At 56.4% G+C, this 15,318-nt stretch carries 14 protein-coding genes; 12 read left to right on the forward strand and 2 right to left on the reverse strand.

The features are described 5' to 3' along the window. Positions 1-5 precede the first annotated feature (5 nt). From GXP52_08130 to GXP52_08185, 12 genes are all read left to right on the forward strand, one after another. The gene (locus GXP52_08130) at positions 6-1,070 is read left to right on the forward strand and encodes a phospho-N-acetylmuramoyl-pentapeptide-transferase (GenBank protein NOY87250.1); all 1,065 of its coding nucleotides are present in this window, start codon (positions 6-8) and stop codon (positions 1,068-1,070) included. A 14-nt stretch (positions 1,071-1,084) separates the two neighbouring features. After that, on the forward strand, positions 1,085-2,485 hold the full coding sequence (gene murD, locus GXP52_08135) for a UDP-N-acetylmuramoyl-L-alanine--D-glutamate ligase (protein ID NOY87251.1): 1,401 nt from the start codon (positions 1,085-1,087) through the stop codon (positions 2,483-2,485). After that, a complete protein-coding gene (gene ftsW, locus GXP52_08140) occupies positions 2,482-3,576 on the forward strand; it encodes a putative lipid II flippase FtsW (protein ID NOY87252.1) in 1,095 nt (364 codons plus the stop codon). Before murD ends, ftsW begins: the two co-directional genes overlap by 4 nt. Further along, positions 3,573-4,670: an undecaprenyldiphospho-muramoylpentapeptide beta-N-acetylglucosaminyltransferase gene (murG, locus tag GXP52_08145; GenBank protein NOY87253.1), complete on the forward strand. Its 1,098-nt coding sequence runs from the start codon at positions 3,573-3,575 to the stop codon at positions 4,668-4,670. The genes ftsW and murG overlap by 4 nt, the downstream gene beginning before the upstream one ends. A 28-nt stretch (positions 4,671-4,698) precedes the next feature. Further along, positions 4,699-6,081: a UDP-N-acetylmuramate--L-alanine ligase gene (locus GXP52_08150; protein NOY87254.1), complete on the forward strand. Its 1,383-nt coding sequence runs from the start codon at positions 4,699-4,701 to the stop codon at positions 6,079-6,081. After that, complete coding sequence (gene murB / locus GXP52_08155) at positions 6,078-6,977, forward strand: UDP-N-acetylmuramate dehydrogenase (protein ID NOY87255.1); 900 nt, start codon at positions 6,078-6,080, stop codon at positions 6,975-6,977. The genes GXP52_08150 and murB overlap by 4 nt, the downstream gene beginning before the upstream one ends. Positions 6,978-6,990: 13 nt before the next feature. Beyond that, positions 6,991-7,869: a D-alanine--D-alanine ligase gene (locus tag GXP52_08160; protein ID NOY87256.1), complete on the forward strand. Its 879-nt coding sequence runs from the start codon at positions 6,991-6,993 to the stop codon at positions 7,867-7,869. A gap of 2 nt (positions 7,870-7,871) precedes the next feature. After that, the gene (locus tag GXP52_08165; protein ID NOY87257.1) at positions 7,872-8,756 is read left to right on the forward strand and encodes an FtsQ-type POTRA domain-containing protein; all 885 of its coding nucleotides are present in this window, start codon (positions 7,872-7,874) and stop codon (positions 8,754-8,756) included. Next, positions 8,743-9,975, forward strand: coding sequence for a cell division protein FtsA (ftsA, locus tag GXP52_08170; protein ID NOY87258.1), 1,233 nt, complete (start codon positions 8,743-8,745; stop codon positions 9,973-9,975). The genes GXP52_08165 and ftsA overlap by 14 nt, the downstream gene beginning before the upstream one ends. A 180-nt stretch (positions 9,976-10,155) precedes the next feature. Beyond that, complete coding sequence (gene ftsZ, locus GXP52_08175; GenBank protein ID NOY87259.1) at positions 10,156-11,304, forward strand: cell division protein FtsZ; 1,149 nt, start codon at positions 10,156-10,158, stop codon at positions 11,302-11,304. A gap of 6 nt (positions 11,305-11,310) precedes the next feature. Beyond that, positions 11,311-12,894 (forward strand): radical SAM protein, encoded by a 1,584-nt coding sequence (locus tag GXP52_08180; GenBank protein NOY87260.1) that lies wholly within the window; start codon positions 11,311-11,313, stop codon positions 12,892-12,894. Between the two features lie 105 nt (positions 12,895-12,999). Then, positions 13,000-13,605, forward strand: coding sequence for a septum formation inhibitor Maf (locus tag GXP52_08185; GenBank protein NOY87261.1), 606 nt, complete (start codon positions 13,000-13,002; stop codon positions 13,603-13,605). 250 nt (positions 13,606-13,855) lie between these two features. Here GXP52_08185 and amt read toward each other — a convergent pair whose 3' ends face one another. Then, positions 13,856-15,157, reverse strand: a complete 1,302-nt coding sequence (gene amt / locus GXP52_08190; protein ID NOY87262.1) for an ammonium transporter — start codon at positions 15,155-15,157, stop codon at positions 13,856-13,858. A gap of 66 nt (positions 15,158-15,223) precedes the next feature. Beyond that, the coding region (locus tag GXP52_08195; protein ID NOY87263.1) for a P-II family nitrogen regulator at positions 15,224-15,318 on the reverse strand (95 nt) is incomplete at its 5' end.

Consider the following 15,318-nt stretch of genomic DNA (forward strand, 5'->3'; position numbering starts at 1 on the left):
TTTTCATGTCCATGAGGGCGGTTCATACGGGATTCAATGTCTTCAGGTACATTACTTTTCGGACGGCCCTTTCCATACTGACCGCCCTGATAATAAGTTTCATCCTCGGACCGTGGATTATCGGCAGGCTGAAAACGGCACAGCCGGGTAACTACGTCAGGGAATACCTGCCGGAGGGACACCTGCTCAAGGCCGGGGTTCCGACCATGGGAGGGTTGCTGATATTTCTGTCAATCGTAATCTCAACGCTCCTTTGGGCCGACCTTGGGAACCGACTGGTGTGGGTTGTGTTGATCATCTTTTCCTGCTTCGGCCTTCTCGGCCTGGTTGACGACATGATGAAATTATACGGCGCCGGCGGGAAGGGGTTGACCATCAGGACGAAGTTCGGGATTCAGCTGGTCATCGCCCTTGCGGCTGCGGTCTACCTGTACCTGTATCCTTCCGGACAGTGGGGCCCATATCTTCAGGTGCCGTTCTTCAAAGAGGTACTCATCTACATGTCGTGGACTTATATCCCCTTCGTCATGCTGGTCATAGTCGGATCCTCCAATGCCGTCAATCTTACGGATGGTCTCGACGGCCTGGCCATCGGACCGATCATCTTTGCCTCAGCGGCCTTCGCCCTGTTCATCTATCTTTCCGGCCATTCAAAATTCGCCCAATACCTTCAGATAGTTTTCGTGCCCGAAGCCGGGGAGCTTTCAATCTTCTGCGGAGCCATGGTGGGCGCTAGCCTTGGTTTTCTGTGGTTCAATACCTACCCCGCGCAGGTATTCATGGGGGATATCGGATCCCTCTCCCTTGGAGGAGCCCTCGGCCTGCTGGCGGTAATTTCCAAGCAGGAACTTCTTCTGGTTCTGGTGGGCGGCCTTTTCGTCCTGGAGGCCCTGAGCGTAATCATCCAGGTCGCCTCCTTCCGCCTCCTCGGAAAGAGGGTCTTTCTGATGGCGCCTCTTCATCACCATTTCGAGAAAAAGGGCTGGCCTGAACCCAAGATCATCGTCAGGTTCTGGATCATTTCAATTATCCTGGTGCTGATCTCACTCAGCACCCTGAAGCTCAGATAGGTTGGATGCGAAAAATGAAGCCAAGGTTAAGGGACCCTGAAGACCCCATTGGAAAATTCCTTGAGGAAGGCATGCCCATCCTCGTGGTGGGTTTCGGGCGTTCCGGTCGTTCGGCGGCCGAGTTGTTGGCGGGCCTTGGCTGCACGGTTGTGGTTAGCGAGCAGAAAGCCAAAGAAGACTTCACCGACCTGCCCGGAAAACTACACCCGGGGATAGATGTAAGGTGGGGAGGACATCCCGTGGAACTTGCTGAAGAATACGCTGTTGTTGTCCTGAGCCCGGGAGTGCCGGTGGATTCGGAGCTTGTGCGGCACGCCGTTAAAGGTGGGTCGATTGTCATCGGGGAGATGGAACTGGCCTACAGGTTATCCCAGTCCCCCTGGGTGGCAATTACGGGCACCAACGGCAAATCAACCACCACCACCCTCCTCGGTGAGTTTTCCAGGGTTGGAAAGGTTCCTTCTGCAGTGGGTGGAAACCTTGGAATGCCTGTAACGGAGATCATCCCCAGGGAACGGGGACTCTCCTATTTAATCGTGGAGGTTTCGAGCTTTCAGCTCGAAACGGTGGAAAGGTTCCATCCTGCTATCGGGGTACTTCTCAACGTCTCCCCGGATCACCTCGATCGCTACGCCGGCGAGGAAGACTATTTTGGGGTCAAAGCCAACATCTTTATGAACATGGGGAAGGAAGACTGGGCTGTAATTAATGCCGATGATCCCGTTGTCATGCAAATGACACGGAATATTCGCCCACGCCTGTTTCCCTTCAGCAGAAAGAAAAACCTGAAGCAGGGCGCCCTTCTCACCTCGGGCTGGATCGTAATCCGGGATGGAGGGGAAGAGATCGAGGTCATTCGTTCCGGTGAGATCCGTCTTACCGGGAAACACAATCTGGAGAACTGTCTTGCGGCGGTTGCGGCGGGATGGAAGATGGGTATTCAGCCTTCCAGCATGGCCCAGGTCATGGAAACCTTCCCCGGATTGGAACACAGGATGGAGCTTGTAGCTTTTTTCCGCGGGGTCCCCATTTACAACGATTCAAAAGGGACCAATGTCGGAGCGACGGTGCGGTCCCTGGAGGGGCTGCATTCCGACGTGATTCTGATCATGGGTGGAAAGGACAAGGGCACTTCCTTCGAACCCTTGAGGGAGCTGGTCTCGCGTAAAGTCAGCCGATTGATCCTGATCGGTGAATCCGCCGAGAGGATGCGAAAAGTCCTTGAGAATACCGCCCCTGTTTTCATGGCAGGGAACCTCAACGAGGCGGTGAGGGAGGCCGTTGACCGGGCCAGACCCGGCAATGAGATCCTCTTTTCTCCAGCTTCCTCCAGCTTTGACATGTTCAATAGTTTCGAAGAGCGCGGAAAGATCTTCAAAAAACTGGTTAGGCGTTACATTGGTGGGGAAAGATGAAAAGTTTCAGAGTTGATCCGGCAATCGTAATAGCGGTCCTGGCCCTGATGATCCTGGGTACGGTCATGGTGTACAGTGCCAGCGCCGTCAGGGCGTACAGGGACATGGGGGATAGCGCGTTTTTCTTCAAAAGGCAGCTTTTCTTCAGTATCGCAGCACTACTGACCATGGTCGTCGTCTCGTTGATACCTTATCAGACATGGAGAACGGGCGCTGCTCCTCTGCTGATACTTACCGTGGCGCTCCTGGGGGTGGTCCTGAGCCCGCTTGGCCACACCGCGAACAACGCGACGCGGTGGCTCAAGCTTGGCCCTTTCTCCTTTCAGATCGCCGAGTTCGCCAAGTTGGTCGTTGTAATCTACCTGGCAAGATACCTGGGAGATCGCGGCGATGATATTCGTAAGGATGGGAGGATGCTGATAAAGCCCATTGTCATCCTCGCCATTATCCTCGGACTTATCGTATCTGAACCGGACCTGGGCACTGCCATTTTTATCGGGATACTGGGATGTTCCATCCTTTTTGTGGGGGGGATTCCCTTTAGAAGGCTTGTCGGCCTCGGCCTTGCCGCTATCCCCGTGGTTGCCTACCTGGTTGTCAACAGGGATTTCAGAATTCAAAGGATCCAGGCGTTTCTGGATCCCTGGAAGGAATATGCCGGTTCCGGTTTTCAACTGGTACAGTCCTTCCTTGCCTTCGGGGATGGGGGAATCCTGGGAACCGGCCTTGGGGGTGGAAAGAGCAAACTTCTCTTCCTCCCGGAATCGCATACGGATTTCATCCTGGCCGTGGTAGGGGAGGAACTGGGGTTCGTGGGTGTGGCGATCGTTCTTGCCCTATTCGCAGTGCTGGCGGCCAAGGGGATGAAGATCGCCCGGAATGCTCCCGATCACTTCGGCACCCTGCTCGCTGCCGGCATGACGCTGATGATCGGCCTGCAGGCGCTTATCAACTGCATGGTCGTGGTCGGGCTCCTGCCCACGAAGGGATTGCCGCTTCCATTCATGAGTTATGGCGGATCTTCTCTCTTGACTTCCGCCTTCGCCATAGGAGTCGTGCTCAATGTGGCTTCCAGGGAAAGCGCGGCATGAAAGTGATTATTGCGGGGGGAGGGACAGGCGGGCACATCTTTCCGGGGGTGGCCATCGCGGATGCCTTTCGTGAAATGGAGAGCGGAACGGAAATCGTTTTTATGGGGGCCGAGAGGGGGCTGGAAACGAGGGTGGTTCCGCAGATGGGATATGAACTGGTAACGCTTCCAGTGGCGGGCATTATTAATATGGGAGCAATGAGAGGAGTTGCAAGGTCGGTGGGATTGATGAGGGCGGTCCTGAAAGCGTACAGAATTCTCGGCCGATTATCTCCTGACCTCGTGGTGGGAGTGGGGGGATATGCCTCTGTTCCAGGGGTGATCGCCGCCGCGCTCAGGAGGATACCCAGATGCATCCTGGAGCAGAACGTAATTCCGGGGAAGGCGAACCTGTTTCTTTCGCGCTTTGTCCAGAGGATTTACTTGGGATTTCCAACAGATAAGCCGGTTTTTCCCACGGAAAAGACGGTCATTACGGGTAACCCCATCCGGCGGCAGGCCCTTATTTCCGGTGAAAAAGACAACACTGCCGGGGAACGGAAACATTGTCTGCTGATCCTGGGAGGCAGCCAGGGGGCGGCCCAACTCAACGACCTTGCCATGGAAGCGGTGCCGGCTCTTCTAAGGGGTAACAGCTCCCTGGATGTGATACACCAGACCGGCGCGATTCACGAGGAAAGGGTGAAAGACCACTACGAGAAGGAAGGGGTCGAGGTTGAGGTAGTTCCCTTCATTCCGGATATGGGGAATTACTATGCCAGGGCTGACCTGTGCCTGTCGCGGGCTGGGGCTATGGCGGTGTCCGAACTTGCCGCCGCCGGTCTCCCGGCAATTCTCATCCCTTTCCCCCATGCGGCGGGAAACCACCAAAGGGCGAACAGCAGGTGGCTGGAGACATTCGGCGGAGCGGTAACCCTGGAAGCTGACGGAGCAAACCCCGCCCTGCTCCTGGGTGAAATAGAACATCTGTTAAATTCCCCATCCCTTCTTGAAGGGATGGCGTCCGCGTGCAAAAGGGCAGGTACAGTGAACGCGGCGCGCAGAATCGCCGGCGAGGAGATCCGCCGTGTGGAAGGATTGGGGCACCGGAATTAAAGCAGCCCGACAATAGGAGAATGTTGGTTTGGTCAAACTTCGAAAGACACGAAAACTTCATTTCGTTGGAATCGGCGGTATCGGTATGTCGGGGATTGCCGAGGTGCTGCTTAACCTTGGATACGTGGTCTCAGGGTCAGACCTGGTCGCCGGCGAAACAACCGAAAGGCTTGCAGCACTTGGCGCCCGGGTCCGGACCGGGCATAGCGCCGAAAATATTGGAACCCCTGACGTTGTGATCATTTCCTCGGCAATCCAGGAGGATAATCCTGAGGTCGTGGCGGCAAAGGAGGCGGGTATCCCCGTCGTGGCAAGGGCCACCATGCTCAATGAACTCATGCGCATGAAATACGGAATCGCCGTAGCCGGCTCCCACGGCAAGACTTCCACCACATCCATGGTTGCGACGGTAATGGCGGAGGCGGACCTGGACCCCACCATGGTCATAGGTGGAAAACTCAACAGCCTAGGGACAAACGCCCTGCTTGGGGCAGGGGACTATCTTGTGGCCGAGGCTGATGAGAGCGACGGCTCCTTTTTGCAATTGACACCGACCATCGCGGTGGTGACCAACATCGACAGGGAGCATATGGATCACTATGGGACCTTCGATGATCTGAGGGATGCCTTCCGGCGTTTCCTGCTCAAGGTCCCCTTTTACGGCAGGGCAATCCTGTGTCTTGACGATCCTGAGGTGGCCGGTCTCCTGCTCGGGATAGACAGACCATATCTGACCTACGGTCTGACCACCCAGGCTAATGTGATGGCCCGCGACGTGGTCCATTCAGGGTTCGGATCATCTTTTTTTGCCGAGTTGGACGGGGAGCCTCTTGGTACCGTTAACCTGCGTGTGCCGGGAGTGCACAATGTCTACAACTCGCTGGCATCCATCGCGGTAGGGCTTGAGCTGGATATTCCTTTCGATACGATTTCCAGGGCGCTGGGCTCCTTTCGGGGTGTTCAGCGACGGTTCCAGTTCAAGGGGATGGCGGCTGGTATCGCCGTTTACGACGATTACGGCCACCATCCCACCGAGATCAAGGCCACGTTGAAGGCGGCCCGCCAGGGATGGGACGGGCCGATCGTGGTTCTCTTCCAGCCGCACAGATATTCCAGGACGCAGGATCTCCTGGGGGATTTCGGGACGGCCTTTCATAACGCCGACAAGGTCCTGGTTTGCGATATTTACGCAGCCGGGGAGAACATCATAGAGGGACTGACCGGTGAAAATGTCGCTGCGATGATGATCGGGCATGGCCATCGCTACGTAAAATATGTAGGGGCATGGAATGGCGCTGTTGACCGTGTTCTCGGCGAACTTCAAAAAGGGGACCTCCTCCTGACCCTGGGTGCCGGAGACATCTGGCGAGCCGGGGAAGAGGTGTTTCGCAGGCTGGAAGGTCTGGGATGAAAGACCTGCCGGAGATGCTGCGGGCGGAGGGTTTTTCAGGCCCTGTCCACAGAGGAGAACCAATGTCCCGCCACTGTTCCCTGAAGGTAGGCGGAAAGGCCGCTCTCCTGGCCATACCTGAGACCCCTCAGGACCTTCGGACCCTGCTTGGCGTCCTTGAGGGAAGGGACACCGGCTGGATGATATTGGGCAGCGGCACCAACGTTTTTTTTCCGGAGTCGGGTTTTGGAGGATGCGTCATCCGATTGGGCAGAGGATTTGGGGGTGTGGAGGAAATCGACGAAACGATCATGGAGGCCGGCGCGTCTGCAAGGACAGCCGGGATACTGGCTAAAACGGCCCGAATGGGGCTTGCGGGCCTCGAATTCGCAGCCGGAATTCCCGGAACCATCGGGGGCGCGGTGAGGATGAACGCCGGGGCCGGCGGCGGGGAAATGGCGGGGGCTGTAATGGGGATCCAGATTGTGGTCGACGGCAGAACCTCCTGGATTGAGAGAAAGGATCTGGACTTCAGGTACCGGCGGTTGGCACTTCCGGGGGACGCCGTCATAACCAGGGTCAGGATCAGGCTTTCGCCGGACAGCCCTGAAGCTGTCGGGATACGAATGGATGAAATGCTCGCAAGAAAGAAGGCGAGGCAGCCGTTGGGCCTTCCCAGCGCCGGCTGCTGGTTCATGAACCCGGAGGGAGATAACGCCGGAAGGATCATAGAGGCGGCAGGCCTGAAGGGTCTGACCGTGGGGGGCGCACGGGTTTCGGATGTCCACGCCAACTTCCTCGTTAACGTGGGCGGCGCGACTGCCGCTGATTTTGAGGCGCTGGCCGGGATGGTAAAGGCCGCTGTCCTGAAAAAGTTTGAGGTTGGTCTGAAGGAGGAGGTGAGAGTTGTCTACTAAGGTAGGGGTACTCATGGGTGGACGATCCGCCGAGAGGGAGGTTTCCCTTACCACGGGAAACTCCATCTATTCCGCCCTCCTGGAAAATGGGGTCGATGCGGTGACGGTGGATACCGCCCGGGATTGGCGCTCGGAAATGTCCAGGGAAGGGGTTGATGTAGCCTTTATCGCTCTCCACGGAAGGGGCGGGGAGGACGGGACAATCCAGGGAGCTCTGGAACTCATGGACGCACCCTATACAGGCAGTGGTGTCCTCGCATCGGCGCTTGCCATGGACAAGATCCAGACCAAGAGGATACTCGATGCCTGCGGCATCCCAACCGCGTCCTACATCACTATCGGTCCGGGAGATTATGATCGTGAGATCCATCTGCCATGCCCTGTCGTGGTGAAACCGAGCCGGGAGGGTTCCACCATCGGCATCTCCATTGTCCGGGAGAAACGGGATCTCAGGGAGGCAATCAGGGATGCCTCCCGGCATGACCCGTACGTGCTGGTTGAGTCCTTCGTGGCTGGGGAGGAATACACCGTCGGCATCCTTAACGGAAAGCCGCTGGCCGTTGTTCAGATCGTAACGGCGAACGGGTTTTATGATTACAAGACCAAATATGTCACCGGCGCAGATGAGTACAGGGTGCCGGCGCCCCTTGAGCCGGAAATGACGGAGATTATTCGTACGACGGGTCTTGAAACCTATCATGCGCTCAGGTGCTGCGGGGCGGCGAGGGTTGATCTAAGGGGCAGGGACGGAAAGTTTCAGGTCCTTGAGGTAAACACCATTCCAGGAATGACGCCCACAAGCCTTCTTCCCAAGTCGGCCCTGGGGATGGGCATCGATTTTCAATCCCTGGTCATGGAGATGCTCAAAACCGCGGGAGAGGGAAGCAGATAGTTATGGGAAGCAGGAATAAACCCCTTTCCAGAAAGACCGTCAGAAGAAAAAGCGCGGTGAAAAGACGGGATGCGGGACGTCCGCTGCGTGAGACGGCGGCAAAAAGCTGGTGGGTATTAAGGGGGGTGATTGCGGGACTGACAATGGTTTCGTTGATCTACGGTGGCTGGCTGGGCGGCAATGCCCTTATCGACCTGCCTGCCCTTTCGGTGAAGAGGATCGTTGTCACAGGATCCCGGGATGTTGGCAGGGGGAAGATTATCATGACCTCCGGGGTTCAGGAAGGGACCCCGCTCCTGAGGGTGGACCTCGCCGATGTCCTGAAAAGGGTGGAGAAACTTCCCCAGGTCAGGAGTGCCGTTGTGGTAAGGCAGCTTCCGGACACCCTGGAGATCAACATACAGGAACGTCATCCCGTAGCGGTAATCATGGGGCGGGGGTATCCCGTGGTGGATATGGACGGTGTCGTACTGAGGAAATCCGGGAGGTATCCGGGTGGAATGCCGCTGATAACAGGGCTGTCGGGGGATTGGAATCCCGGCGACCGGGCGGCCGATGCGGAGGGCGCCCTGAGAGTTCTGAGAAGTCTGGAAGTATCCGGCCTCCTGGGGCCCGATGCCATATCGGAGATAAGGGTGAAAAACGAGCGGATGGTTCTGGTGGCCCTGGTGAAAACCGGGATCACCCTGGTCATGTCGCCTGATGGATCCAAGGATGAATTGAATCGCCTGGCAAGGCTCATGGCGTCGAAACATTTCGATACCAGGGCGGCCGGGTACGATCTGCGTTTCGAAGGAAGGATTATAAAAATGCCCGGAAGAAATGACGGGGTTAACCGAAAATCAACCGCCTCGGGTTTGGGAGGAATTCGCCATGGCCAAGGGTAGGGAACGCATTGTAGTAGGGCTGGATGTGGGGACCACGAAAATCTGTGTCGTCGTTGCTGCCGTGGATGAGAAGGGATGGTGCGAGATCATAGGGATCGGCACCACCCCGTCCAAAGGTCTTCGGAAAGGAGTGGTGATCAACATTGATGCCACCGTCGATTCCATTAAAAGGGCTGTTGAGGAGGCTGAACTCATGGCCGGGGTGCCGATCCAGGCGGTCTATGCCGGGATTGCGGGCGGTCATATTAAAGGATTCAACAGCCACGGGGTGGTGGCGGTCAAGACCAGGGAAGTTACCAAAAAAGACCTTGAGAGGGTTATCGACGCAGCCCAGGCGGTAGCCATGCCGCTGGATCGGGAGATCATCCACACCCTGACCCAGGAATACATAGTGGACGATCAGGACGGGATTATCGACCCCCTGGGGATGTCCGGTGTCCGCCTTGAGGCCAAGGTACATATTGTGACAGGCGCCGTAACGTCCGCACAAAACATTATCAAAAGCTGTAACCGCGCCGGTCTCGACGTCCTGGATATCGTCCTCGAACCTCTTGCCGCCGCAGGCGCGGTTCTCACTGATGAGGAGAAAGAACTTGGGGTCGCGCTTGTTGATATCGGAGGCGGAACCACTGACCTGGCAATCTTCGGCGCCGGCAGCATAAAGCAGACCGCCGTTCTCGCTCTGGGGGGTATCAACCTGACCAACGATGTTGCCTACGGTCTTAGAAGCCCGGCCACTGAAGCGGAAAAGATCAAGAAGGAGTATGGCTGTGCGCTCACCGAAATGGTCGGTGACGATGAGGAAATAGAGGTGTTGGGCGTTGGCGGTCATAGACCAAAGAAGGTTTCGAGAAAGTTCCTGGCGGAAATTATTGAACCGAGGGCGGAGGAGTTTTTCGAGCTTATAAACCGGGAAATACTCAAGTCGGGCCATAATGACCGCATAGCTTCCGGCATCGTCCTGACCGGGGGAACGGTAATCATGAGCGGCATGGCCGAACTGGCCGAACAGGTCTTCAATATGCCGGTCCGGGTTGGATATCCGCGGGATGTCGGTGGCCTGGTTGACGTGGTCAAAAGCCCCATGTATGCGACCGGGGTCGGGCTTATCAAATACGGATCCACCCACGGCGGAGAGGGGGGCTTTGGAACAAACGAATCGAGAATTTTCGACAAAATACTGGCAAAGATGAGGGACTGGTTAAAGGATTTCATCTGAACGTGATGACTTACCAAAAAGTCATCAATGCGTCCGGGGAGGGCGCCCAAATCGAAGATTTGTGAGGAAAGTGAAAACGACGCTTTTCGCTTTCTGTTGAGTAAAAAGCCGCGAATGGACTTTTTACGATACTATCAAAACAGTACGGGGAACACTGTTATTATCCCAGGGAGGTGACGCATGTTTCAGTTCGTAGAGGAAGGCAGGGACCTTCAGGCCCGGATCAAGGTCATAGGGGTCGGAGGAGGCGGTGGCAACGCCATTAACAACATGATTAAATCACGGTTGAAAAACGTTGACTTCATTGCCGCCAACACAGATGCGCAGGCACTGAAGAAATCCAACGCTTCCACGAAAATCCAGTTGGGGGCGGAGGTGACGCACGGCCTCGGCGCCGGGGCGGACCCCGAGATTGGATTACGTTCGGCGCAGGAGAGCAAGGATCTGATTCACGAGGCGATCCAGGGCGTTGACATGGTGTTCATCACCGCAGGCATGGGGGGTGGAACGGGCACCGGGGCCGCTCCGGTGGTCGCGGGACTGGCGAAGGATGTCGGGGTTCTCACCGTCGGGGTGGTGACCAAGCCATTCGAGTTCGAAGGCCGCGTGAGGATGAAGAACGCGGAAAGCGGGCTGGAAGAGCTGCGGAAAAACGTTGACACCCTTATCGTAATTCCCAACGATCGCATCTTCTCGGTTATCAAACATGGCGCCCTCGCCACGGAGGCTTTCCAGATCGTGGACGATGTTCTCCATTGCGCGGTCAAGGGTATATCCGATCTCATCACCAAGCCTGGAATCATTAACCTTGATTTCGCTGACGTGAAAAGGGTCATGGAAGGGAAAGGGCGGGCTCTCATGGGCACCGGGATCGCGCAGGGTGATGACCGGGCTCCCGAGGCTGCCCAGACGGCCATTTCCAGTCCTCTTCTGGAGGACAACAGCATCGATGGCGCCAGGGGTGTCCTTATCAATATCACCGCCGGTAAAGGCATCGGGATGCAGGAGATCCAGAGCGCTTCGGCCATTGTCCGGAGTGCGGTTCACGAGGACGCCGAGATTATTTTTGGATGGGTCGAGGATGATTCCATGGGTGAGGATCTCATGGTGACCGTTATAGCGACCGGTTTCGGGCAGGAACATACACGGGGGCTTGACTCCAGGCGACCTTCCTGGGGAGGTGCCGATGCCCAGGACACTGAATTACCGACTTTCATCAGAAAGACAGAGCCCGAAACCCCACCGGAAAAGGCCAGACGTCCGTCAATATCAGTCATTGAGGAGGATGAGTTTGAGGTCCCTGCGTTTTTAAGGCGCCAGGCGGATTAAGGAAAGATGACCGCACGGGGCCCGCTGGAGGAGGCCTGGGTTTCCCCCCGGCCTGCCAGGGGGGGCTCACTGAGGGTGGCGGTAGCCTATCCCAACAGCTATTGGGTGGGCATGTCAAACCTCGGCTACCAGGCGATTTTGAGAGGTTTTCTTGATGTTCCAGGTTTTGATGTACGAAGGGTTTTCTGGGAGGGAAACAGGCTCTATTTCCCCGATGGCAGCCATTCCCTGTCCGAGTTTGATGTTGTCGCGTTTTCCGTTTCCTTTCAGCCGGATCTTGTTCATCTCCCCCGGATGTTGGAAGCGGGAGGAGCCGCCCCGTCCGCACCACGGGGAAGCAGACCCCTTGTGCTGGGCGGCGGAGCAGCCCTGATAATCAACCCTGAGCCGGCCGCCCCATTTTTCGACCTGGTAATCATCGGCGATTCCGAACCTGTCTTCGATAACCTCCCTGACATTCTCCTCTCTGCCGGGCATCTTGGCGACAGGGAGCAGCTCCTGGATCTGGTGTCCGGCCTGCCCGGTGCCTATGTCCCGTCCAGGTACAGTGTGGTGGAGGCGAAAGGCTCCCGGTACCGAATCCCCAGGCCGATTGAGCCGGCGCCCTCATGGGTCAGGCGATCCATGCTTTCTTCCCTGGATGTAAAACCTGCCCGTCCCGCGGTTGTGGCACGGAGCACCGAATTCGGCTCTATGTATCCACTTGAGATCTCCAGGGGATGTGGTGCGAAATGCAGCTTTTGCGCGGCCTCCCATGTGTGCGGCCCGGTGCGTTTCCTGGGATTGGAAAAAATGGAAGAGGAGGTACGGACCGGCCTTAAGTACAGGAAGAAGATCGGACTGGTGGGGACGGCGGTATCGTACCATCCGGGGCTTCATGATGCCGGAAGGATGATCCTGAAGCTGGGAGGAAGATTTTCTCCATCATCCATCAGGTTGGAACGCATGACCCCCGAACTGGCGGAAATGCTCGCGGCAAGTGGGCACCGAACAGTCGCTCTTGCCCCCGAAGCCGGGACGGCCGCTCTCAGAAGGACAGTAGGTAAAGGCTTCACGGACGATGCGGTCATGGATGCGGTGGACCTGCTTCAGCAGGCACGGATTCCGGGCGTGAAACTGTACTTCATGGTGGGGCTGCCAGGTGAAGAGGACTGTGATATCTTGGCTATTTCAGACCTGGTGGGCCACGTCAGGGACAAAGTGGTAAAGGCAGGGCGCAGAAGGGGGAAGGTCGGGAGCATAACGGTCAGTGTAAATCCGTTTGTTCCCAAACCGCATACTCCCCTGGAAAGGGAGCCCATGGCGGCCGAGGAGGTACTGTCGAGAAGGCTGAAGTCCTTGAGGGAAAAATTAGGACGTATGGGAGGGGTCAAGTTCCAGGCCGGTTCCATACGGGGCGCCTATCTGGATGCCCTGATCTCCCTTGGGGACAGAAACCTGGGGAAAGTACTGGGGGCATTCCCCGTTGGAGGTATGTCCTTGCGGAAACTCCAGCGGGTTTTTCCGGATGCGGACCGGATCCTCTTTGACAGGAGGGATGGCGAACTTCCGTGGACGCTCCTTGGCAACCGATCCGGAAAAGTGGTTTAATTGAGCTCCGTGTGGTAAAAACAAACACGCGCATTAAAAAATCCCGGTGTAAACTTGATGGATTTTTTACGAGATTATCAAACAGATGACGAGAAAATAAATCCAATGAGAATCGCAAAGAGATGGTGGTCACGCCGCAAAAAGATCGTCCTCGCATCCGCATCGCCCCGCAGACAGGAGCTGCTTGCCCTGACGGGGCTCAAATTTGAGGTAGTGGTTCCCCAGATCAGCGAGAAGCTCCGGCCTGAAGAGACGCCCAGGGAACACGTGGAGCGGCTTGCCATGGAGAAGGCGCAAGGCGTGGCCAAGGACTACCCGGACGATATCGTTTTGGGCTGCGATACTGTAGTCATTCTCAATGGCCGCAAGATCCTTGGCAAGCCCAGGGACAAGAGGGATGCGAAAGCCATGCTGAGAAGGCTTGCTGGAAAAGAACACACCGTTCTTTCAGCCATTGCCGCCGTCTGGATCAATAAGGACAAAAAACGGGTGGTTACCATCGAGACGCGGGTGAGGATGAAACAGCTTGAGGAATGGGAAATAGGCTGGTACCTCGATTCCGGGGAGTACAAGGACAAAGCCGGGGCCTACGCGATCCAGGGAAGGGGGGCTATCTTCGTTGAGGGGATTGTGGGTTCCTACACCAACGTCATGGGTCTTCCGCTCATGGAAACGGTGTTGCTGCTGAGGTCTTACGGCATCAGGTTGTAGCCTGCAGGTGGGCGTTATGTCATTGCGAGCAGACCCCATGCGAAGCAATCCCTAAGGGAGAAGGTTTTCTTTAACCCTGTGTACCCTGTGCCCAATTAGCTTTTCCCCATTAACAGAGTGACTGTTCCTTTGCTTCCCCGTAAATCTGCGTTGAAATAAAACCATTATGAAAACAGGGTAATAATTGTTAAGGGCCGGCCTTTTCGGGCCGGCCCTTAACGTGTATGTAATGGTACCTGATTCCGGTAAGCTAAAAACTGCTGACCGAAAAATCGGGATAGGCCGTCGCGGCGTGCTCTGAAGTATCGAGACCCATCTCTTCCTCTTCCTTGGATACCCTCAGTCCGATAGTCTTGTCGATGATTTTGAAGAGGATGAAAGCTATGGTGAAAGTCCACACGAATGCTGCGGCGATCCCGATGAGCTGAACTCCTATATGTGCCTGCCCCGTTATGTCAAAAATTGCGGCAGCCAGGGTTCCCCACGCGCCGCAGACGCCATGTACCGAAATAGCTCCCACCGGGTCGTCAATCCTGATCTTGTCGAAAAACAGAACCGAGAAGAGGACCACTACTCCGGCTATGCCTCCGATTGCGACGGCGCCGGCGGGGGAGACGTTGGCACAGCCTGCTGTAATGGCCACAAGGCCGGCCAGAGCTCCATTAAGGGAAATTCCCACGTCCGGTTTTTTAAACAGGACCCAGGAGGCGATCATTGACATGACGGCTCCTGCCGCCGCGGCAAGGTTGGTGTTCACGGCGATTCCGGCGATATCGGGGATGGCGGCTGTGGTGCTCCCGGGGTTGAAGCCGAACCAGCCGAACCAGAGGATGAAGACTCCCAGGGCGGCCAAAGGCAGGTTGTGGCCCGGGATGGGGTTCACCTTGCCATCTTTTGTGTACTTTCCGATCCTGGGACCGAGAACCATAGCTCCCGCCAGCGCCGCCCAACCACCCACGGAGTGGACCACCGTGGACCCGGCAAAGTCAATGAAGCCAAGATGTTCCAGCCATCCGGAACCCTGGAAAAGGCTGCCCCATGCCCAACTTCCAAATACAGGATAAATGAGGGCACTGATGAATACGGAATAGATCAGATACCCGATAAACTTGGTTCGCTCCGCCATTGCGCCTGACACAATAGTGGCCGCAGTGGCCGCGAATACCACCTGAAACATCCAGAAGGCCAGGGTCCATTGGTCGCCCCCGATACCGCCGAAAAAGAATCCGCTGGTCCCGATGATGCCTTTCCAGGCGACACCGAACATAAGCCCGAACCCGATGGCCCAGTAGCCAAGCGATCCGACAGCAAAATCCATCAGGTTCTTCATGATGATATTAGAGGCATTCTTGGCACGGGTGAACCCTGTTTCCACCATGGCGAAGCCGGCCTGCATGAAAAACACGAGAAAGGCGGCCACCAGAGTCCAGACAAAATCCAGGTGTTTCTGAACCTCGGCGGCCGTAGGAGCGGTGTCTGCAAAACCAAAAGCCGGTAGCAGCAGGATTGTTAGAACAGATAATAGAATTACCAGATTTACCCTCGTTTTCATTACCTTATCCTCCAGGTTTGACAACCTCGTAAAAAGTCCATCAAGCTTCAATTTGTAGTGATGCTGTCAGAGCGCTTCCACCCCTGTCTCCCCTGTCCTGATCCTGACGGCATCATCGAGGGACATGACAAAGATCTTTCCATCCCCGATCTTGCCCGTCC

The organism is Deltaproteobacteria bacterium (assembly GCA_013151915.1).
GTDB lineage: Bacteria > BMS3Abin14 > BMS3Abin14 > BMS3Abin14 > BMS3Abin14 > BMS3ABIN14.